The following is a 20,462-nucleotide window of genomic DNA, read 5'->3' as shown; positions in this document are numbered from 1 at the left end:
GAATCTACATATTGAACTTAAGCAGAGATGCCGTCATGAATGACATTGAGAATGTAAAAGAATTGGGTAAAGTTGGCGTGCTGTTTGGCGGACGTTCCGCTGAGCGCGAGGTATCTATCATGTCTGGTACTGGTGTGCTGGCAGCACTGCGCAGCAAAGGTGTTGATGCACACGGGTTCGATACGGGTGAACGTAGTCTGGCGGAATTAGCTGAACAGCAGTTTGATCGCGTCTTTATTGCCTTGCACGGTCGGTTCGGCGAAGACGGTAGTTTGCAAGGTGTGCTGGAACAATTGGGTATCCCCTACACAGGCAGTGGCGTGATGGCATCGGCGATTGCAATGGACAAGATTTTTACAAAAAAAATCTGGCAGAACCATCAATTAACCACCCCGGCTTATGAAGTGTTAAATGCCGAAACTGAATTGCGCCTGGTTCCTGACCGCCTGAGTCTGCCTTTGATTTTGAAACCGCCACATGAGGGGTCGACGATCGGTATCACTAAGGTGAATGGTTATTCGGATATGCATGAAGCGTATGTACTGGCAGCGCAGTTCGATGACGAAGTATTGGCTGAACAATTCATCTTGGGCCGCGAACTGACCGTAGCGATTCTTGGTACGGGTAAGCACGCATATGCTTTACCAATTATTGAGATCGTTGCACCGGATGGTAACTACGATTATCAGAACAAATATTTCACCGACGATACGCAATATTTATGTCCCGCTCCGTTAGACGCAGGCTTGACGGCAAAAATACAAGAGATGTGTGTTGATGCTTACCGTGCCGTAAATTGTGAGGGCTGGGCACGAGTTGATGTGTTATTGCGTAAGTTTGATAACGAGCCATTTTTGATTGAAATTAATACCTCACCGGGTATGACGGGGCACTCACTGGTGCCGATGGCTGCGCGTGCGGTCGGGATGAGTTATGAAGATTTATGCGTCACGATTTTGCGGTCGGCAAGATTGAAAATGTCCAAGGGCAGTAAAGAAGGTAATAAGTAAGTTATGTGGCAAGACATCAGGTCAATGAATGCAACAGCGAATGCTTTGTTCGGTGTTTTTATACTTGCATTGCTGATGTCCGGTATCTGGTGGGTAGTGCAGCGGCCTATGTTCACGCTGAAAGTGATCAGGGTTGAAGGTGTAGAACAGGCAGCTTTGCGGCATGTGAATGCGTTCACGATTCGAGATACCGCACTGCCAAAGATGCGAGGAAATTTTTTTACGACGAATCTGGACAATGTCAGGACAGCTTTTGAATCGGTACCTTGGGTACGCAAAGCCAGTGTGCAGAGAGAATGGCCGAATAAACTGATCGTGACACTGGAAGAACATCAGGCACTCGGCACCTGGGGTGAAGATGGTCGCTTGATGTCAGTCAAGGGCGATGTGTTTACTGCCAATCTGGCTGAAGCGGAAGAAGACGCTGAGTTGATTGCGTTTGCAGGACCAGAAGGTAGTGAAAAAGAAGTACTGGCACGCTATCTCGACTTTAAGCAATGGTTTGCCAATATTAGTCTGGCACCTGAGGTCGTGCAGTATTCAAGCCGTTATGCATGGAGTCTGAAATTAAATAACGGAATGAGGGTGGAGTTGGGCAGGTTGCAGGATGATCAGACTTTAAAGAATCGGGTTGATCGCTTGCTGACGGTGTACCCGCAGTTAGTCGCCAGTTTGCAGGACAGTATTGAAAGTGTGGATATGCGTTATCCCAATGGCCTTGCGCTGAAATCCAGTCACAATGCCTTTGGAATTAATCCAAAGCTTAAGGTTAAACGAAAGTAAGTACATGACAAAAGATGCAAAAAACCTGATAGTCGGCCTTGATATTGGCACCTCCAAAATTGTTGCGGTGGTGGCCGAGGTGATGCCCGATGGTCGTCATGAAGTGATCGGTCTGGGTCAGCATGATTCCAAAGGCCTGAAAAAAGGCGTGGTCGTCAATATTGAAGCCACCGTCGAATCGATTCAGCGCGCTCTGGAAGAAGCTGAACTGATGGCTGATTGCAAAATTCGTCATGTGTATACCGGCATTGCTGGTAGCCATATCCGCAGTTTCAATTCTAGCGGTATGGTGGCAATTAAGGATAAGGAGGTCACCGCTGCGGATGTTTCGCGCGTGATCGAGACGGCTAAGGCAGTCAATATTCCTACTGATCAGCAATTGCTGCATACCTTGCCACAAGAATTTATTGTCGATAGTCAGGACGATGTGCGCGAGCCGATAGGTATGAGCGGTATTCGTCTCGAGGTTAAGGTGCATATCGTTACTGGCGCCGTCTCTGCAGTACAGAACATCGTCAAATGCGTACGTCGTTGTGGCCTTGAGGTCTCCGATCTGATACTACAACCCATGGCTTCTGCTGAGGCGGTATTGACCAAAGATGAAAAAGAACTTGGGGTTGTGCTGATCGATATCGGTGGCGGTACTACCGACGTAGCGGTGTTTAGTGAAGGTGCGATTCGTCATACCGCGGTGATTCCAATTGCCGGTGATCAGATCACGAATGACATCGCGATGGCATTACGGACGCCGACATCCGAAGCGGAAGAAATCAAAATTCGTTTTGGTGTGGCGAAGCAGGTATTGGCTGATCCGTCCGATACGCTCGAAGTACCCGGCCTTGGCGATCGTGGTCCACGTTCTTTATCCCGTCAGGCACTGGCTGCTGTGATCGAACCTCGTGTCGAAGAATTATTTGCGCTGGTCCATCAAGTTGTCCGTGAATCCGGATATGAAGATGTACTGTCATCCGGTATCGTTTTAACCGGTGGTTCAGCGATCATGCCAGGCATGGTTGAGATGGCAGAAGACATCTTTTTGAAACCCACGCGTTTGGGTATGCCGGTGTATTCCGGACAGTTGGCTGATGTCGTTCGCAGCCCTCGTTATGCGACAGTTTTAGGTTTGTTGTTGGAAGCGAAGAAGCAGTATATGCGCGGCCATATCGTCACACGGCAAGAAGGTTCTGCAAAAGCAGTGTGGCAGCGTATGAAAGAGTGGTTTTTAGGGAATTTTTAAGTAGTAATTGGTGTGAAAACTGTAGTGGAAATAGTAGTAATCATTTTATAATGTTCTTATCTGCAGTTATTAGTCGCTAGTCGTCACGCACATGCACGAACCGTGATGATTATCGACTGAAAACTGCCTACCTAAAGGAGTCATGATGGAGTTCGATATGGTTGATAACGCTACCCAAGGCACCGTAATCAAGGTCGTGGGCGTAGGCGGCGCAGGTGGCAATGCTGTGCAGCACATGATTAATAAAGGTGTGGCAGGAGTTGAGTTCATCGCTGCTAACACTGACGCACAGGCTTTGTTGCAGTCCAAAGCACATAACGTGATTCAGATCGGTGAGACCGGTCTGGGTGCAGGCATGAAACCTGAAGTGGGTCGCCAGCTTGCAGAAGAATCACGCGCACGGATTGAAGATGCATTGCGTGGTTCGCACATGGTGTTTATCGCTGCCGGTATGGGCGGCGGGACTGGCACTGGCGCTGCACCGGTGGTCGCGCAAGTGGCAAAAGAACTGGGCGCGTTGACGGTGGCCGTCGTATCCAAGCCATTTTCTTACGAAGGTAAAAAATGCATGGACATCGCCGACGAAGGTCTGGAAGCTTTGTCGCAGCACGTTGATTCACTGATCATCATCCTGAACGAAAAACTCGAAGAGATCTATGAAGATGACAGCATGATCGAATGGCTGCAACACGCCGACGATGTGTTGAACAATGCAGTTGCCGGTATCGCCGAAATCATCAATGTACCTGGTCATATCAACGTCGATTTTAATGACGTGAAAACCATCATGGGTGAGCAAGGTAAGGCGATGATGGGCACGGCGACAGCATCCGGTGTCGATCGTGCGCGTATTGCTGCAGAGCAGGCAGTTGCATCACCACTATTGGATGGTATCGACCTGTCAGGCGCGCGCGGTGTCCTGGTCAATGTGACAGCCAGCCGTGGTCTCAAGGGTAAAGAGATCAAGGAAGTTATGGCGGCAGTTCGCGCATTCGCCGCACCAGATGCTTCGATTGCTCAAGGCATTGCGTATGACGATACGATGGGTGACGACATCCGCGTGACCGTTGTTGCAACCGGTCTGGGTCGTGGCAAGAAAAATATCCAGCTGGTACAAACACCGATGCTGCGTACCGGTACGCACAATGAACCAATGATGGCATCACCAGTGATGGCGTCTGCGGCGACAACTACAACGGGCATGGCTGCGCCAGCGTTTGACGGCTTGAGCAAGCCAGCAGTATGGCGTCGTGAATCTGCCTCTGATACCGTACGTGCTTTAGAAAAAAATGGAATGGAGACTTACGACATTCCAGCCTTCCTGCGCAAGCAAGCTGACTAAGATCCGTCGTATCTGAACCTCAGCATCAACAAAACGCCAGCCTCTGTGCTGGCGTTTTGCTTTCTGCACGAAATAGCAGACTAAGGCATACTGACGCACCAGCCTCAGTGAGCGCAGTATGAGTTAATTTTTTAATGCGGCGCTGAGGGAATATCGTGAATCAACCCATACAAATCAGGAGCGCAACATGAGCATCAAGATCGGTGACAAATTGCCAGCAGGCAGCCTCGCAGAATTTATCGAAGTCGAATCAGAAGCTTGTTCTTTAGGACCAAATACCTTCAAGGTAGAAGATCTGACTAAAGGCAAAACGATTGCGATTTTTGGTTTGCCCGGCGCTTACACACCAACTTGCTCCGCGAAACATGTGCCCAGTTATATACAGCACGCTACCGATTTAAAAGCCAAAGGTGTTGATGAAATCTGGTGTATCTCCGTCAATGATGCATTCGTTATGGGTGCATGGGGCCGTGATCAGAAAGCGACTGGCACAGTGCGCATGATGGCTGACGGCAATGCTGACTTTAGCAAGGCGTTAGGTCTGGATGCTGACTTCAGTAAATTCGGTATGGGCGTGCGTTCCCAGCGTTATTCTTTGCTGGCAGTCGATGGCGTCGTGACGCAATTGAATGTGGAAGAGGGCGGCAAGTTTGAGGTATCCAATGCAGAGACTTTGCTGGCGCAACTGAGTTAAGACACCTAAGTTTTACCGCGGGACTCCATGTTCCGTCATAAAAAAGCCATAGCGACCCTATGGCTTTTTTTATGGTGGCAGGCTTTGTTGTAAAGCAAGCCACTGCCACCGAAGATTTTGAGCAACCGTTATAATGGTGGGATGCTAAAACAAAGAACAATCAAACAAACTGTTAAAACCGTCGGTGTCGGCTTGCATTCCGGTACCCGGGTTGACCTGGTGCTGCGACCTGCTGCTATTGATACCGGCATCATTTTTACACGCACCGATCTCGTGCCTCCGGTTGTGTTTCCGGCAACCGCCTTGAATGTCGGCGATACCCGTATGGCATCGACGCTGAACGTCGATGGCGCGAAGGTCTCTACGGTGGAGCACTTGTTATCAGCATGCGCAGGATTGGGTATTGATAATCTGTATATCGATATCAGCGCAGAAGAAATTCCTATCATGGATGGCTCTGCATCCTCGTTCGTGTATCTGTTGCAGCAGGCCGGCATGCAAGAGCAGGAAGCTGCCAAAAAATTCATTCGCGTGTTAAAGCCTGTCGAAATTCGTGAAGGTACCGGTAAGTCTGAAAAATGGGCGCGGCTGGAACCTTTCGACGGTTTTAAATTGCATTTTTTTATCGAATTTAATCATCCGGCCGTGGATGGGACAACGCAAACGGCCGAAGTCGATTTCGCCAAAGTCTCGTATAGCAAAGATGTCGCCCGGGCGCGTACTTTCGGTTTTATGCAAGATGTAGAGATGCTGCGCGGAATCGGCCTGGCGCGCGGCGGCTCGATGGAAAATGCCATCGTGATGGATGAATACCGGATTCTGAACGCAGATGGTTTGCGTTTTGACGATGAATTTGTCCGCCATAAAATTCTCGATGCCATCGGCGATCTCTACCTGATCGGTCATCCTTTGCTGGCTAGTTATACCGCGCATAAATCTGGTCATGGCTTAAATAATCAGTTATTGCGGGTTTTGCTGGAACAGCCTGATGCTTATGAAATTGTGAGCTTCGATGCGATTGAAAATGCGCCGGATTCTTACGGTTTGCAAGAGCAGCGTGAATGGGCGTTGTCTTCCTAAGTCTGGTAGCGATGTTCGTTTGCCCGCAAACTTGAATAACAGTACCAGACAAAAAAGCCTTGAATGGCATGCGCCATTACCGTTTCGCCGCCAGAGTCCGCAACTGCCCGTAGACTGCCTGAACCATGGCGAAGATGGACCTGGACTACACCCAAACTTATTTACTATAAATCCTATACTGGGGATGAGTATGGGTGAAAATACTACTTAAACCGCATGTTTTACGCAGTGATTTAAAAATACTCCCCACGATTCTATTTTTGTCCGAGTAATGTCAGGCTATGTGCCTGACTGATGCCGCTTCACCAGCTTATGCAAAGCAGCTCTCAAATCTGCATTTTGTGGTGTATTTTCTAAGGCATTTTCCAAATTATCAAAGGCTTTGACAGCGCGGTCGGACAGGCTGCATTGCTTGACATAAGGCTTGGGCTCGACTTTTCGCCTGACTTGTACTTTGATACGGATTGCGTTAATCTGCCATCCCCGCTGTAGTAAACCGTCTTGCAATTTTGGACACTGTTGTTTGAGTTTGGTGGCCAAGGCAGCGTTGGGTGCAGACAGGGTCAGCTGACCCTCTTCTAACTGCAGTACATCGCAGGCTTCAAACATCGCGGGGAGCAGGTTCCCGCAGTCTTTTTGCAATTTGGCATTGCGCCTGATCGTAGGTAGGAGAGGCGAAATTTGTTCGTTGCTACGCAAGAAATCGGCGGCACCGCTGGTTTCCGGCAACTTTCGTCCGCGTTTGATGTTGATTCGATAGGGAGGTGGTGAAGATGCTTGCATGGATGGAACCTTACCACAAACTGCCTGGTTTGTTCGCTCTCAGCATCTGCTCATGTCGCTATGAGGTTGTCGCTTTTTCAGGAGTGAATTGATGCAAATTATCGTCATGCATTCGCGCTTCACCAAAGCAAAGTCTATTACCCTTAGTTCTAATCACCTGATTTTCGGCATTCTTGGTTTCTTAATGTTAACCATGATTTGCTCTGCCGTGATGGCCGCTTTAACCTTACGCCTGGCCAGCGGCGACATTCCCTTTTTACGAGATTTTGTGCCGGTTGCCGTGGCGAATGACCCGAATGCGAAGGATCGCTACGTCAAAGAAAATATCGCCGCCATGGCCGTCAAGCTCGGTGAAATGCAGGCCCAGCTAATACGTCTGGACGCACTGGGCGAGCGGGTGCAGGGTCTGGCTGGCGTCAAGCCAGAGGAATTTAATTTCCGCGAATTGCCCGGACGTGGTGGCGCAGAAACGTCGTCAGTCGCACCGCGGGAATTGACTATGACAGAGTTTCAGGCAGCGCTGGATGCCATGGCAAAAGATGTCGAACATCGTTCTGATTATATGAATGTGGTCGAGACGAAATTGATGGGTTTTAAAGTGCAGTCAAAATTATTGCCGACGATTTCTCCGGTGAATGCGAGCTACAACGCGTCTACGTTTGGCTGGCGGCTTGATCCTTTCTCCGGTCGCAGTGCCTTTCATGAAGGAATTGATTTTCCTGCGCCAACTGGAACGACGATTGTCGCTGCTGCGGGTGGTGTAGTGATTGCAGCAGAGTTTCATCCGCAATTTGGCAATATGATAGAAATTGATCATGGCGGCGAAATCATGACCCGCTACGCACATACCTCGAAGGTGTATGTCAAAGTCGGTGATATCGTCAAGCGGGGTCAGCACATTGCTGACATCGGCTCCACCGGACGTTCCACGGGCTCACATCTGCATTTCGAGGTACATGTCAAAGGCGTGCCGCAAAACCCGAGCAAATTCTTGAACGCGGGTGCGAATCAGGCTGACATGGCAGCGATTAGCCAAAAATAAACTTGTTTTTGGTAAATTTGCCTCCAAATCCTCCTACATATGTCACTTTGTCATTGAGCAATTGCTAGTGACCAGCGTTGCCATGTTAAAATCCGACGTTTACTTGTGTTAGCTTATTGTTGTTGCAAAATCAATTTTTCAAATTATTTTTGATCAAGCGGCAATTTTTTTTCAGAATTCATTCATCCATTCATAGCATGTCATTCCTGACCAAAATATTCGGTAGCCGCAATCAGCGGCTCTTGAAGCAGTACCAAAAAACCGTGCGTGACATCAACGCATTGGAACCCAAGCTGGAAGCCTTGTCGGATGAGGCCTTGCAGGCCAAGACTGCGGAGTTTAAAACCCGCGTCGAGAATGGCGAAACCCTGGATGCGATCTTGCCGGAAGCATTTGCGGTTTGCCGCGAAGCCAGTAAGCGCGTTCTCAAAATGCGCCATTTTGACGTGCAGATGATAGGCGGCATGGTGCTGCATTACGGCAAAATTGCTGAAATGGGCACCGGCGAAGGTAAAACTTTGATGGCGACTTTGCCGACCTACCTGAACGCATTGTCAGGCAAGGGCGTGCACGTTGTCACCGTCAATGATTACCTGGCGCAGCGCGATGCCGAATGGATGGGTAAATTATATAGCTGGCTCGGATTAAGTACGGGCGTCAATCTGTCTCAGCTCGAACATGATGCGAAACAGGTCGCTTACGCTTCTGATATTACCTACGGTACCAACAACGAATTCGGTTTTGACTACCTGCGTGACAACATGGTGTACGAAGCCAAGGACCGCGTCCAGCGCAGCCTGAATTTCGCAGTGGTCGATGAGGTCGATTCCATTTTGATCGATGAGGCGCGGACACCGCTGATTATCTCCGGTCAGGCAGAGAATCACACTGAGCTGTATTACAAAATCAATGAAGTGCCGAAGCTGCTGACCTTGCAGATCGGTGAAGAAACTCCGGACGGAAAAAGCACGATTGAAGTTCCGGGTGACTATACCAAAGATGAAAAATCGCATCAGGTTTTGCTGACCGAAGCTGGTCACGACAATGCCGAACGTATCCTGACCCAGATGGGTTTGTTGCCTGAAGGCGCATCTCTGTACGACGCAGCACATATCACGTTGATTCATCATCTGTATGCGGCATTACGCGCCCATGCACTGTATTTCCGCGATCAGCACTATGTGGTGCAAGACAACGAAATCGTGATTGTCGATGAATTCACTGGCCGTATGATGACGGGCCGTCGCTGGTCAGATGGTTTGCATCAAGCGGTGGAAGCCAAAGAAGGCGTCAAGATTCAAAACGAAAACCAGACACTGGCATCGATTACCTTCCAGAACTACTTCCGTATGTATAACCGCTTGTCCGGCATGACCGGTACAGCCGATACAGAAGCCTACGAATTCCAGGAAATCTACGGTCTGGAAACCGTCGTGATTCCACCGAACCGTCCTTCGCAGCGTAAAGATCGTCAGGATCAGGTCTACAAGAGCGCCGAAGAAAAATACAATGCCATGCTGATCGACATCAAGGATTGCTACGAGCGTGGTCAGCCGGTATTGGTTGGTACTACCTCGATTGAAAATTCTGAATTGTTATCCGGCATTCTGGATAAAGCCAAATTGCCGCATAACGTGCTGAACGCAAAACAGCATGCACGCGAAGCGGAAATCATTGCTCAGGCAGGTCGTCCAAAAGGTATCACGATTGCGACTAATATGGCCGGTCGCGGTACTGATATCGTCTTGGGCGGTAACGTCGCCAAACAGGTGCAACTGATCGAGGCAGATGAAACACTGTCCGACGCAGTCAAACAGGAAAAAGCGCAGCAATTGCGTGATGAATGGCAATCGCTGCATGAACACGTTGTCAATGCCGGTGGCTTGCATATCGTCGGTACCGAGCGCCATGAATCGCGACGCGTCGATAACCAGTTGCGTGGTCGTTCCGGTCGTCAGGGTGATCCTGGTTCTTCCCGTTTCTATCTGTCGCTGGATGATCAGTTGCTGCGTATTTTTGCAGGCGATCGCGTACGCGCCATCATGGATCGCTTGAAGATGCCCGAAGGCGAACCGATCGAAGCAGGTATCGTGTCACGTTCGATCGAATCCGCTCAGCGCAAAGTAGAGGCGCGTAACTTCGACGTACGTAAGCAATTGTTGGAATACGATGACGTCGCCAACGATCAGCGTAAAGTCATCTACCAGCAACGTAATGAATTGTTAGAGGCACAGGACATGTCTGAGCTGATTTCGTCTTTGCGTGCCGGTATGTTCTATGATGTTGTGCGTGCCCACGTGCCAGCCGAATCTGTTGAAGAGCAATGGGATATCCCGGCTTTGCAATCGGTGCTGGCAAGTGAATGGGCTCTGGATATTCCTTTGGCAAGCATGCTCGAAGCGGAACCGAATCTGAATGACGAAGACATTCTGGAGCGTGTCCAAAAAGCTGCAGATGCGGCCTACGAAGCAAAAGTGGCTTTGGTCGGTAAGGATGCATTCGCAGGCTTTGAGCGCAGCATCATGTTGCAGAGCATTGACTCTCACTGGCGCGAACATCTGGCCGCACTGGATCACTTGCGCCAAGGTATCCATTTGCGTGGTTACGCACAGAAAAATCCTAAGCAGGAATACAAGCGCGAAGCATTTGAACTGTTTGGCCAGATGCTCGATCTGATCAAAAATGAAGTGGTGCGTACGATTGTTACCGTGCGTATCCAGTCGCGTGACGAGATCGAAGCGGCCGAGCAGCAACTGGCACAGTCGCAAGTCGAAAACGTGCATTATCAGCACGCCGATTTTGATGCGAATGCGTCACCGGAAGAAATGCTGGCTCCCACAGCAAATCCGGAATCTGGCCAGACGCAATATGTTCTCAAAGTTGGTCGCAATGATCCTTGCCCGTGCGGCAGTGGCAAGAAGTTCAAACAATGCCACGGCAAGCTGAATCCTGACCAAGCTCAGGGTGAGTATGCCTTCTCCGTTGGCCGCAATGATCCATGTCCTTGCGGTAGCGGCAAGAAGTTCAAACAATGCCACGGCAAATTAGCCTGAGTAAACGAGGCGGATAAACGCATCGGTAGGTTTTAGGCAGTATCAATAAAAAGGCGGAGATATCCGCCTTTTTTATGTCTAGGGTCAGGATCTCATGCAACATTATCGCGATATAGGTATGGGACACACGGCATACAGCATAGGGCGTAAAGCACCAATCGCAATTAAACGATAAATACAGCCTCGTACTTTGCCTGTTATACAATAAGCTCAGATTGGTTTTTCCTTGGTTAAACGCTTCTCAGGCTTTGTAGTCTTTTAAAGTTTGCATGTGAAAACACCACCTATACCAAAATTCCTGCAATCACTCTGGCTCGCCGCTTTTGCTGCCATCTTATTCGCGCCTGCGGCGATGGCGTTTGATTGCCCGCGCCCTTTGACGCTGGCCTTACATGAGCACGGTTTGTTGTACTCATCCCAGACTGGTGCTGGCATTGATAAAGATATTGCCGATGAACTGATGCGACGTAGCGGTTGCAAAATAACGGTTAGCGTACTGCCGCGAGCCCGGATCTGGCAGTTGATCGAATCGGGGGCACTCGACTTCAGCCTGTCCGGTATCCGTAATGACGAGCGCGATCGCTATGCGGCATTTGCCTGGTATTTTTCAAATAAATATTACTTGCTGGTGCGTAAAGACGTGCAGGTCAAACAGCTTGCGGATTTTGATGATAATCCTGCATTGCAGTTGGGGGCGATACGCTCATTCAGGTATGGCCCAAGTGCGAACCGGCTGGTAGATAAATTGCACGCCGGGCAGCGTGTTACCTATGCCTCTGCGCTGGAACCTTTATATCAAGCGCTGGCAAGCAAGCGGATTCATGGCATGATCATTGAGCCTTTCGATTATTCTCAGGTCGAAACCATGTCGATCCGCGACCTCACTACCATCATAGAAACGAATGACCCGCCGATTCCGCACGGTCTGATTATGTCGAAAAAATCCTTGAGTGCCGCAGAGCAGGAAAAGTGGCGCAGTCTGATCAAGGGCATGCGTGACGATGGCACGGTGCTGGCGATTTTTGAAAAATACTTCAAGCCAGAATTGGCTAATGCAATGGTTAACTTCTATCTATCATGGTAAGCAGTCTCAGCCGCCGCCTGACTGTAGCCGTCGTCCTGTGTATTTCGCTGGGCGTCACCTATGCGCTCTGGCGTCACGAAAAAACCAATGCCTGGCTTGATACCCGCACCACACTGGACTTCAGCGCTCGTGATGTAGCGAGCCGTATCGAACAGCGGCTCGCTGCCAGTGAGCAGGTTTTGCGTGGCGCACAGGCGGTATTCGGTATGTCGGATGTCGTCAAGCGCAAGGACTTTGCCAACTACGTTAATTTACTGCAATTAGGCGCTGATTATGTTGGCATGGAAGGGCTAGGCATCGCCCTCGCAGTCGAATCCGGCAAACTGGAACAGCATGTGCTCTCCATGCGGCAGCAAGGTATCACTGATTATCAACTGTATCCGTTGGCGACCGCCACTCGCTCTACCCAGACATGGATGGCGCCGTTCATACAGATCGAGCCATCACTGGAGCGCAATCGTCGCCAGCTAGGCTTCGACGCCATGTCCGACCCTGTGCACAGAGCCGCTCTGGAGCGTGCCCGCGATGCCGGTACTCTGGCGATTACCGGTATGCTGAATTTGTCTCATGACGATAAAGTCAGTCTGCACAAGGGTTTTTACGTGTATTTGCCCGTCTATAAAGACGGTGTTGTACCGGATAGTCCCGAAGCACGCCGTAGTAGTCTGGTTGGCTGGGTGTTCGCCCCTTTTCGTATGGATGATCTGATGGCGAGTCTATATGGTGAGACACCGCGCGCAACTGCGGTCCGGATTTACGATGGGATTGAGACCTCAGCCAGCAATCTGATGTACGAATCCTTGCGGCTTGAATCTCTGAATATGGCGCCAATCAAATCAGGACGGACCTCTGTGATAAACATGTTCTCCCCAAAAGATCACACCATTGAAGTGACCGAATATCTCGCGAACGGCGGACGTTCCTGGTCGGTCGTGATTACGGCCTTACCTGGTTTTGAAGAGCATCTCGGCAAGGATAAATCCGGGCTGATCGCCATGATCGGCGTTACGTTGAGTATGTTGATGTGCCTATTGACCTGGCAACTGGTTTCCGGTCGTGAACGTGCCTTGAATCTGGCACGTGAAATGACCAGAGAACTGCGTGAGAGTGAAGCGCGCTTCCGGTATCTGGCACAGTATGACGAGTTATCGGGTTTGCCGAATCGCGCGATGTTTCGCGATCGTCTGCAACATGCCATTACCGTTGCCAAGCGTGACAAACACCTGCTTGCATTGATGTACCTGGATCTGGATGAGTTTAAGCCAATTAACGACAGCCTAGGGCATCACGTCGGTGATTTGTTACTGCGGGCTGTTGCCGAAAAGATGCTGCGCTGCGTCCGCGAGTCTGACACCGTTGCTCGTATGGGAGGCGATGAATTCGTCATACTTTTGCCTGTTATCGAGCATGAGCAGGACGCCTTGCTGGTCGCGGAAAAGATCCGACAGGCACTGTGCGAGCCTTTCGAGGTCGCTGGTGGTCATCTGCTGCATGTGTCGTGTAGCATCGGCATTGCGTTGTACCCGCAGCATGCGCAGGATGATATCGAGCTTTCGCGTCATGCTGATATTGCGATGTATCGCGCCAAAGAATTAGGCCGCGATATGGTGCAGGTATTTACACCATCTTGACCGCAGGATCTGGGGCAGTTCAGGTTCCTAGTGATAGCTTTAGCCGTCTCACCAGATCGAGCAAGCGCGGGCGTACTTCTGCCAGCAAAAAAGACGATGACAAAGTGAAGGCCGGACCGCCGCAATTAATCGAGACCGGCGGCATGCCGTTACCCGGATAGAAGGCGACCGCGATCGCATTCACATCTTTTTGCCAGCTACCGAATGAAGTGCAACAACCCAGTTCCTGATATTCGCTGATGGAGAGCTGGATCTCTTTGGCCACCGTCTGCCAGTGCGCCTCATCCGCCTGCTGTATCTGGGTGAGCAGCTGGCTGCGCTCATCAGCGCGCATCTCTGCCAGAATCGCCCGCCCCATCGCTGTGTTTGCCAGCGGGATTCGAGAGCCAACATCAAGGCTCAGTGTCAGCGCGGTCTGGCTACGACAATTCTCCACATAAATCATACTGAGCCGGTCGCGCATGCCAAGCGAGACCATGCCCTGAGAAAAATCTGCTAGCTCCTGCATCAGCGGACGCGCTAGCTGACGCACATCCAATCTTGCCAGCATCGCACTGCCGAGCGCCAGAGTTGCAGAGCCCAGGCGATATTTACCCAGCGAATCGACATAATCGAGATGACCTGTTTTGGTCAGCGTGTAGGTCAGACGCGATACCGTCGATTTGGGCAACTGGCAGCGCTCCGCCAATTCCTGATTGCCTAAAGCCTTATCACCTGAGCGAAAACATGCCAGCAGCTCTAGACCTCGTGCCAGTGCGGTGACGAAATGCCGGTCCTCTTTGGCGTTGCCGCCAGCTTGAACCGATTGCTCTGATGCCGTGGCAATGTGGGTGATTTTTTTGATCATTCTTGACTTGGTGCGATAGACGAAATAAAGTTAATAAATATTGCAGAACATAATTCTGCATTGCAGAACTAGCTTATCAGTAATCGGGTGAAACGCAAAGTCGGCATGATAAAAAAGTGCGACGCCGCGAGGCTGCCTAATGACGAGGTAAGTAGAAAACGTAGATGAAAAATGCTCACAATCATGCAATCGTGAATGGCATCGAAATACTGTGCAAGCCGCGATGAACCAATAAGCGTGCGGCTAAGTTGATCCGCGGTATGGCGATGCAGGCAGACCTCTGATTCAACGCGTAATCTGATACTAAGTCTGATGTTCAGCCTGATGTGTAATCTGATGGGCAACGCGATGTACCGCAAAGCAGGGAATCGCCCGAACTCCCGGCAAACCAAGTCACAGGACGACGCAATGAACGAACATAAATTACAAGGAGCCGCCTCACCGCGGCCCGCCTATGACTCACCGGACCTGATATTGGGTGTGATCGGTTGTGGCGTGATGGGACGCGGGATTGCCCAGATCGCCGCTCTGGCGGGGACGCAGGTGCGTCTGATGGATAGCCGTGCCGGTGCCGCACAGGCCGCACGTCATGAGCTGCTGTCGACCTTCGCAAAATTAGTGGAGAAGGGGCGTCTCACGCAGAGTCTTGCCGATGCCGCGGCTGCGCGCCTGTCGATTGCCAGTGATATCAGGGATCTGGCTGATGTGCATATCGTCATTGAGGCGATAGTCGAAGATCTCGCTGCAAAAAAATCCTTGTTCCAGCAGCTGGAATCCATCGTTGGATCAACAACCATACTGGCGACGAATACCTCGTCTTTATCCGTGACTGCCATCGCGGCCGGCTTGCAAGTACCGCAGCGTGTCGCCGGATTTCACTTCTTCAATCCTGTGCCGCTGATGAAAATTGTCGAAGCCATCGGCGGCTTGTTGACTGGCGCAGAGGTTGTGGATTTCCTGATTGCATTGGGTACGCATTGGGGTCATGCAACGGTGCGCGCCAAAGATACACCAGGCTTCATCGTCAATCATGCCGGGCGTGGTTACGGTACCGAGGGTTTGCGCATCCTGGCAGAGAATACGACGGACATCGCGCATCTCGATCATATTTTGCGTGAGTGCGCAGGATTCAAGCTAGGTCCTTGCGAACTGATGGATCTGACAGGATTGGATGTCTCGCACCCGGTGATGGAATCGATTTATCAGCAATACTATGAAGAGCCGCGTTTTCGCCCGCAAGGCCTGACACGCCAGATGCTGACGGCGGGTGTGCTGGGTAAAAAAACAGGACAAGGGTTTTATCGCTACGACAATGCAGGTAAAAAGCTCAGTCAAACCGCTGCGTCGCCGCAGACAGGCGTCACACCTTCGGCTCACTTACCCCGTGCGATCTGGCTCAGTCGCGCTCAGTCCGGACGTAGTGAGGGTTTAAGGGAATTGATCGCGACTCTGGCAAGCAGCATCGGTGTTGAATTTGATCAGGGGGAGCACCCCGGTGTGGATAGTTTATGCATCGTCACGCCCATTGGTGATGACGCCAGTACCTGCTGCATCAACGAAGGCCTAGATCCGCAACGCACGCTGGCGATGGATGTGTTGTTTAGTCTCACAACCCGTCGCATGTTGATGACGACGCCCGCGACCAGCGATATGTATCGCGCTATGGCAGACAGTTTTTTCAGTGCCGATGGTGCTGCGGTCAGTGTGATCTGCGACAGCTATGGCCTGGTCGCACAGCGAGTCGTCGCCCATATCATTAACATTGCCTGCGATATCGCCCAGCAGCATATTGCCTTACCTGAAGATATCGACCGCGCCGTCAAACTTGGCCTTGGCTATCCACATGGCCCGCTGGCCTGGGGCGACCAGCTGGGTGCCGCCACGGTGCTGCAAATTCTGGAGTGCTTACTTCTGCATACTGGCGATCCGCGGTATCGTCCGAGTCCCTGGCTGAAGCGCCGTGCGCAGCTCCGTTTATCGTTACATTAGCTAGAAAAATAAGGTCGATTTACCAATACTCCCCCTAATTTATATAAAAATAGGCTTGATTGCGCTTATTTCTATTGTGCTTTTAAAAATACAGGGGTGGAGTATAGGTATATTGTCTCAGCGTTTAACATGTACGTCGTCATCGTGGGAACCCAGTATGAATCTCAATTTTAGTGAGCAGGATCAGATCTTCCGGCAAGAAGTGAGAGCCTTTATCGCCCGTGCTCTGCCAGCGGATATTCAGCACAAAGTTGTCAACGGATTGATCCTGGACAGGGATGATTATGTGCGCTGGCAGCAGGCTTTGCATGCGCAAGGATGGGGTGGATCATCCTGGGCAACCGAGTTCGGCGGCACCGGCTGGTCAGCGGTACAGAAATATATTTTTGAAGAAGAAGTCGCCGCTGCCGGTGCGCCAAGAATTATTCCTTTCGGTGTCAAGATGGTGGCTCCGGTCATCATGGCTTTTGGCTCGCCCGCACAACAGCAACGCTTTTTGCCCAATATTTTATCCGGCGAAGAATGGTGGTGTCAGGGATATTCCGAACCCGGTTCTGGTTCCGATCTCGCCTCTGTCAAAACGACAGCGCAGCGGGATGGTGACTACTATATCGTCAATGGGCAAAAGACCTGGACCACGCAAGCCCAGTATGCTGACTGGATTTTTTGCCTCGTGCGTACCGATCAGGAAGTCAAACCGCAACGCGGAATTTCCTTTCTGCTGATCGATATGAAAATGCCCGGCATTAGCGTACGTCCTATTATCACCATGGACGGCGCGCATGAAGTGAATGAAGTCTGGTTCGATCAGGTGCGCGTACCGACAGAGAACCTGGTCGGCGAAGAAAACGCGGGCTGGACCTATGCCAAGTTTTTACTCGGCCATGAGCGCACCAATATCGCGGGCATCGGCATTGCCAAACGTGAGCTTGCGCGCCTGAAACGGATCGCCAGTCAAGAAATTAAAAACGGCAAACCACTTATTCAGGATCCGCAATTTTCATTACGCATTGCCCAGATTCAGGTTGATCTGACCGCGCTGGAGATCACCAACCTGCGCGTATTGTCAGCCGAAGAGCAGCGCAAAACACCTGGGCCTGAAGCCTCAATTTTAAAAATCAAAGGGACTGAAATCCAGCAGGCGATTACCGAGCTTATGACCCAAGCGGTTGGTCTGTATGCCTTGCCTTTGCGGCGTGATGCGATGGCGGCGGGCTATCAGGGAGAGCATGCTGGTCCCGAGTACGCCACCTCACTCGCCGCCAATTACCTGAACATGCGCAAGCTCTCTATCTACGGCGGATCGAATGAGATTCAAAAGAACATCATCGCGCAAATGATTCTCGGTTTATAAAAATAAAAAATACGGAGCACACCATGGATTTCACCTTCAGCGAAGAGCAGACGATGTTGCAAGATGCCACGCGCCGCTTCATCAGCAACGAAGCACGTTTTGACCAACGTCAGCAGGCCAAAAAAACGCCCAGCGGTTACAGTAGCAAGGTCTGGCAGGGATTTGCCGACCTTGGTTTGCTGGCGTTGCTCGCCACCGAAGAAGACGGTGGTCTGGGCGGATCAGCGATCGATGCCATGCTCGTCATGGGAGTGATGGGTGAGGGTCTGGTGATCGAACCTTACCTCGCCAGCGCCGTGCTCGCGACAAAGATGATCAGCTTGTCTGGTAATCCTGAACAACGCGCCCGCTACCTGCCTGATCTGATCAGCGGCGCAGCGGTCGCAGTACTTGCCCATGACGAAACTACTACCCGGTTCGACCGTCTGCACATCAGCACTAGTGCCAAGCCAGCGACTGAGACCGGAGGCTATGTCTTGAACGGACACAAGAGCGTGGTGCCGCATGGTGCCTCGGCTGATCTGTTACTCGTCACAGCGCGTATGCCGGATCAAGGTTTATCGGTATTCGCCATCGCAAAATCAACGCCGGGATTGCGCATCTTGCCTTACACCACGGTCGACGGTATTGCCGCCGCCGAAATCTATCTCGATCAGGTGATCATCCCCGCAAACTGCCTGCTCGATGCCCAATCCGATGCCGAAGCCGCACTCAAGCAAACGCTCGACCTCGGCATCGCCGCCGTCTGTGCAGAAGCCGTAGGCGTACTCGATAAACTGCTGGCCGCCACCATCGCTTATGCAAAAAATCGTCAGCAGTTCGGCGTCGTCATCGGCAAATTCCAGGCACTCCAGCACAAGATGGCCGACATGGTGCTCTACATAGAACAAGCCCGGTCTATGAGTTACCTCGCCGCCGTCAGATCCGAAGATCGCGACACAATCAGCCGCCGCATTGCCCTGTCATCCGCAAAAGCAGTGATAGGCCAGGCCTGTCGCTTTGTCGGCCAGCAAGCAGTCCAACTCCACGGCGGCATGGGCGTGACAGATGAGCTCGACGTCAGCCATTACTTCAAACGATTAATGGCGATAGAGTTGCAGTTCGGTAGTACGGATTATCACCTGGAGGTGGTGGCGCAACGCCTGGTGTCGTAATTGCCTCTGATGAGTCTCAATTGGATTCGCGTCCAGCGTGAGTTTTAGTCGCTTAGTCCGTCAAAAAATACCCTACAATATTGGATTGACTTCATCGCTAGGACAGATCATGGCCGTTAATTCCCCTCTTCCCGTCGCCGCCGACTTACTTCCTGTTGCCGGTATCCAGCTTGGATATGCTGAAGCGGGTATTAAAAAACCGAACCGTAAAGATGTGCTGGTCATGACGCTGGCGCCGACGGCGACCGTTGCCGGTGTATTCACGACCAATCGTTTTTGTGCCGCGCCAGTGCAGGTGAGTAAGGCGCATCTAGAGGGGTTACACATGTCGGCTGGACCGATTCGTGCGCTGGTGATCAATACAGGTAATGCGAATGCGGGGACGGGAGACGCCGGCCTGGCCGCGGCGAACGCAACATGCGCTGCATTGGCTGAATTGTTGCAGTGCGAAGCGTCGCAGATTTTGCCCTTCTCGACCGGCGTGATTCTCGAGCCCTTGCCGGTGGATCGTCTGGTTGCAGGTTTGCCGCAGGCGATTGTGAATTTAAAAGCCGACAACTGGTATGCGGCAGCCGAGGCGATCATGACCACTGATACTCAGCCAAAAGCTGCGTCAGCGACCGTCGTCATCAATGGACAGACCGTGACGCTGACGGGTATCAGTAAAGGTGCAGGCATGATCAAGCCGAATATGGCGACCATGCTCGGCTATCTGGCACTGGACGCGAAAGTCGCCCAACCGGTACTCGATCACCTGGTCAAGCAGGCGGCGGACAAATCTTTTAATTGCATCACGATTGATGGCGATACATCGACCAACGATTCGTTTATGCTGATCGCGACGGGGGCGTCCGATGTCGAAGTCAATGAAATCGATACGCCGGAATATCAGTTGCTGGCAAAAGCCGTGATCGATTTGTCGCAAAAACTTGCGCACATGATTATCCGTGACGGCGAGGGAGCAACCAAGTTCATGACGATTACGGTCGAGGAAGGTCGTGACATTGACGAGTGTCGCAAGATTGCATATTCGATTGCGCATTCTCCTTTAGTTAAAACCGCGTTCTTTGCCTCTGATCCGAATTTGGGACGTATTCTGGCGGCGATCGGTTATGCCGGTGTTGGTGATCTGGATGTGAGTAAATTGAATTTGTACCTTGACGATGTCTGGGTCGCCAAAAACGGCGGACGTAATCCAGATTACAGAGAGGAAGACGGTCAGCGTGTGATGAAGCAAAGCGAAATCACGATCCGCGTCAAACTCGCTCGCGGTGATGCCGAGGCGACGGTATGGACCTGTGATCTGTCGCATGATTACGTATCGATCAATGCGGATTACCGTTCTTAATACTTCTTTAATATGACTCCGTGCATGGAAA

16 protein-coding genes are annotated in these 20,462 nt (G+C 51.2%); 14 read left to right on the top strand and 2 right to left on the bottom strand.

The window, feature by feature from the left end:
- Window positions 1-35 precede the first annotated feature (35 nt).
- The 6 genes from ACO0K3_RS06335 (at window position 36) to lpxC (ending at window position 6,146) form a co-directional block, all read left to right on the top strand.
- Complete coding sequence (locus tag ACO0K3_RS06335) at window positions 36-1,010, top strand: D-alanine--D-alanine ligase (RefSeq protein WP_422982935.1); 975 nt, start codon at window positions 36-38, stop codon at window positions 1,008-1,010.
- 3 nt (window positions 1,011-1,013) lie between these two features.
- The gene (locus ACO0K3_RS06330) at window positions 1,014-1,793 is read left to right on the top strand and encodes a cell division protein FtsQ/DivIB (RefSeq protein ID WP_422982933.1); all 780 of its coding nucleotides are present in this window, start codon (window positions 1,014-1,016) and stop codon (window positions 1,791-1,793) included.
- Window positions 1,794-1,797: 4 nt separating this feature from the next.
- A complete protein-coding gene (gene ftsA / locus ACO0K3_RS06325) occupies window positions 1,798-3,030 on the top strand; it encodes a cell division protein FtsA (protein WP_422955717.1) in 1,233 nt (410 codons plus the stop codon).
- A 145-nt stretch (window positions 3,031-3,175) separates the two neighbouring features.
- Window positions 3,176-4,372, top strand: coding sequence for a cell division protein FtsZ (gene ftsZ / locus ACO0K3_RS06320; RefSeq protein WP_422960889.1), 1,197 nt, complete (start codon window positions 3,176-3,178; stop codon window positions 4,370-4,372).
- A 187-nt stretch (window positions 4,373-4,559) separates the two neighbouring features.
- Window positions 4,560-5,066, top strand: coding sequence for a peroxiredoxin (locus ACO0K3_RS06315; RefSeq protein WP_422982931.1), 507 nt, complete (start codon window positions 4,560-4,562; stop codon window positions 5,064-5,066).
- 141 nt (window positions 5,067-5,207) lie between these two features.
- The gene (lpxC, locus tag ACO0K3_RS06310; protein ID WP_422955864.1) at window positions 5,208-6,146 is read left to right on the top strand and encodes a UDP-3-O-acyl-N-acetylglucosamine deacetylase; all 939 of its coding nucleotides are present in this window, start codon (window positions 5,208-5,210) and stop codon (window positions 6,144-6,146) included.
- A gap of 279 nt (window positions 6,147-6,425) precedes the next feature.
- Here the strand turns inward: lpxC and ACO0K3_RS06305 are convergent, their stop codons facing one another.
- A complete protein-coding gene (locus ACO0K3_RS06305) occupies window positions 6,426-6,929 on the bottom strand; it encodes a DciA family protein (RefSeq protein ID WP_422982929.1) in 504 nt (167 codons plus the stop codon).
- Window positions 6,930-7,020: 91 nt separating this feature from the next.
- On the opposite strand from ACO0K3_RS06305, the gene ACO0K3_RS06300 reads away from it, so the two are divergent.
- The 4 genes from ACO0K3_RS06300 (at window position 7,021) to ACO0K3_RS06285 (ending at window position 13,739) form a co-directional block, all read left to right on the top strand.
- Window positions 7,021-7,971, top strand: coding sequence for a M23 family metallopeptidase (locus tag ACO0K3_RS06300; RefSeq protein ID WP_422960887.1), 951 nt, complete (start codon window positions 7,021-7,023; stop codon window positions 7,969-7,971).
- 197 nt (window positions 7,972-8,168) lie between these two features.
- A complete protein-coding gene (gene secA, locus ACO0K3_RS06295; protein ID WP_422982927.1) occupies window positions 8,169-11,024 on the top strand; it encodes a preprotein translocase subunit SecA in 2,856 nt (951 codons plus the stop codon).
- Window positions 11,025-11,376: 352 nt separating this feature from the next.
- Entirely contained in the window at window positions 11,377-12,108 is a 732-nt protein-coding gene (locus ACO0K3_RS06290) for a substrate-binding periplasmic protein (RefSeq protein WP_422983180.1), read from the top strand.
- Entirely contained in the window at window positions 12,102-13,739 is a 1,638-nt protein-coding gene (locus tag ACO0K3_RS06285; protein ID WP_422982925.1) for a CHASE domain-containing protein, read from the top strand. Before ACO0K3_RS06290 ends, ACO0K3_RS06285 begins: the two co-directional genes overlap by 7 nt.
- A 19-nt stretch (window positions 13,740-13,758) precedes the next feature.
- Here the strand turns inward: ACO0K3_RS06285 and ACO0K3_RS06280 are convergent, their stop codons facing one another.
- Window positions 13,759-14,586 (bottom strand): IclR family transcriptional regulator, encoded by an 828-nt coding sequence (locus tag ACO0K3_RS06280; protein WP_422982923.1) that lies wholly within the window; start codon window positions 14,584-14,586, stop codon window positions 13,759-13,761.
- Window positions 14,587-14,898: 312 nt separating this feature from the next.
- Between ACO0K3_RS06280 and ACO0K3_RS06275 the strand changes: the two genes are divergently transcribed.
- From ACO0K3_RS06275 to argJ, 4 genes are all read left to right on the top strand, one after another.
- Entirely contained in the window at window positions 14,899-16,575 is a 1,677-nt protein-coding gene (locus tag ACO0K3_RS06275) for a 3-hydroxyacyl-CoA dehydrogenase (protein WP_422982921.1), read from the top strand.
- Between the two features lie 157 nt (window positions 16,576-16,732).
- Window positions 16,733-17,929: an acyl-CoA dehydrogenase family protein gene (locus ACO0K3_RS06270; protein ID WP_422982919.1), complete on the top strand. Its 1,197-nt coding sequence runs from the start codon at window positions 16,733-16,735 to the stop codon at window positions 17,927-17,929.
- 23 nt (window positions 17,930-17,952) lie between these two features.
- Complete coding sequence (locus tag ACO0K3_RS06265) at window positions 17,953-19,083, top strand: acyl-CoA dehydrogenase family protein (RefSeq protein WP_422982917.1); 1,131 nt, start codon at window positions 17,953-17,955, stop codon at window positions 19,081-19,083.
- 109 nt (window positions 19,084-19,192) lie between these two features.
- Window positions 19,193-20,431 (top strand): bifunctional glutamate N-acetyltransferase/amino-acid acetyltransferase ArgJ, encoded by a 1,239-nt coding sequence (gene argJ / locus ACO0K3_RS06260; RefSeq protein ID WP_422982915.1) that lies wholly within the window; start codon window positions 19,193-19,195, stop codon window positions 20,429-20,431.
- Window positions 20,432-20,462: the final 31 nt, after the last annotated feature.

The organism is Undibacterium sp. Rencai35W (assembly GCF_049340185.1).
GTDB lineage: Bacteria > Pseudomonadota > Gammaproteobacteria > Burkholderiales > Burkholderiaceae_D > Undibacterium.
Note: the sequence above shows the minus strand (reverse complement) of the source record. Positions and strands in the feature narration are given on the sequence as shown.

What these genes read in the sequence shown, in the direction of transcription:
- ACO0K3_RS06315 (WP_422982931.1), top strand. Translation starts at nt 4,560, where the DNA reads ATGAGCATCAAGATCGGTGACAAATTGCCAGCAGGCAGCCTCGCAGAA.
- secA (WP_422982927.1), top strand. Translation starts at nt 8,169, where the DNA reads ATGTCATTCCTGACCAAAATATTCGGTAGCCGCAATCAGCGGCTCTTG.
- ACO0K3_RS06300 (WP_422960887.1), top strand. Translation starts at nt 7,021, where the DNA reads ATGCAAATTATCGTCATGCATTCGCGCTTCACCAAAGCAAAGTCTATT.
- ACO0K3_RS06280 (WP_422982923.1), bottom strand. Translation starts at nt 14,586, where the DNA reads ATGATCAAAAAAATCACCCACATTGCCACGGCATCAGAGCAATCGGTT.
- ftsA (WP_422955717.1), top strand. Translation starts at nt 1,798, where the DNA reads ATGACAAAAGATGCAAAAAACCTGATAGTCGGCCTTGATATTGGCACC.
- ACO0K3_RS06285 (WP_422982925.1), top strand. Translation starts at nt 12,102, where the DNA reads ATGGTAAGCAGTCTCAGCCGCCGCCTGACTGTAGCCGTCGTCCTGTGT.
- ACO0K3_RS06265 (WP_422982917.1), top strand. Translation starts at nt 17,953, where the DNA reads ATGGATTTCACCTTCAGCGAAGAGCAGACGATGTTGCAAGATGCCACG.
- ACO0K3_RS06270 (WP_422982919.1), top strand. Translation starts at nt 16,733, where the DNA reads ATGAATCTCAATTTTAGTGAGCAGGATCAGATCTTCCGGCAAGAAGTG.
- lpxC (WP_422955864.1), top strand. Translation starts at nt 5,208, where the DNA reads ATGCTAAAACAAAGAACAATCAAACAAACTGTTAAAACCGTCGGTGTC.
- ACO0K3_RS06290 (WP_422983180.1), top strand. Translation starts at nt 11,377, where the DNA reads ATGGCGTTTGATTGCCCGCGCCCTTTGACGCTGGCCTTACATGAGCAC.
- ACO0K3_RS06305 (WP_422982929.1), bottom strand. Translation starts at nt 6,929, where the DNA reads ATGCAAGCATCTTCACCACCTCCCTATCGAATCAACATCAAACGCGGA.
- ACO0K3_RS06335 (WP_422982935.1), top strand. Translation starts at nt 36, where the DNA reads ATGAATGACATTGAGAATGTAAAAGAATTGGGTAAAGTTGGCGTGCTG.
- ACO0K3_RS06330 (WP_422982933.1), top strand. Translation starts at nt 1,014, where the DNA reads ATGTGGCAAGACATCAGGTCAATGAATGCAACAGCGAATGCTTTGTTC.
- argJ (WP_422982915.1), top strand. Translation starts at nt 19,193, where the DNA reads ATGGCCGTTAATTCCCCTCTTCCCGTCGCCGCCGACTTACTTCCTGTT.
- ftsZ (WP_422960889.1), top strand. Translation starts at nt 3,176, where the DNA reads ATGGAGTTCGATATGGTTGATAACGCTACCCAAGGCACCGTAATCAAG.
- ACO0K3_RS06275 (WP_422982921.1), top strand. Translation starts at nt 14,899, where the DNA reads ATGTTCAGCCTGATGTGTAATCTGATGGGCAACGCGATGTACCGCAAA.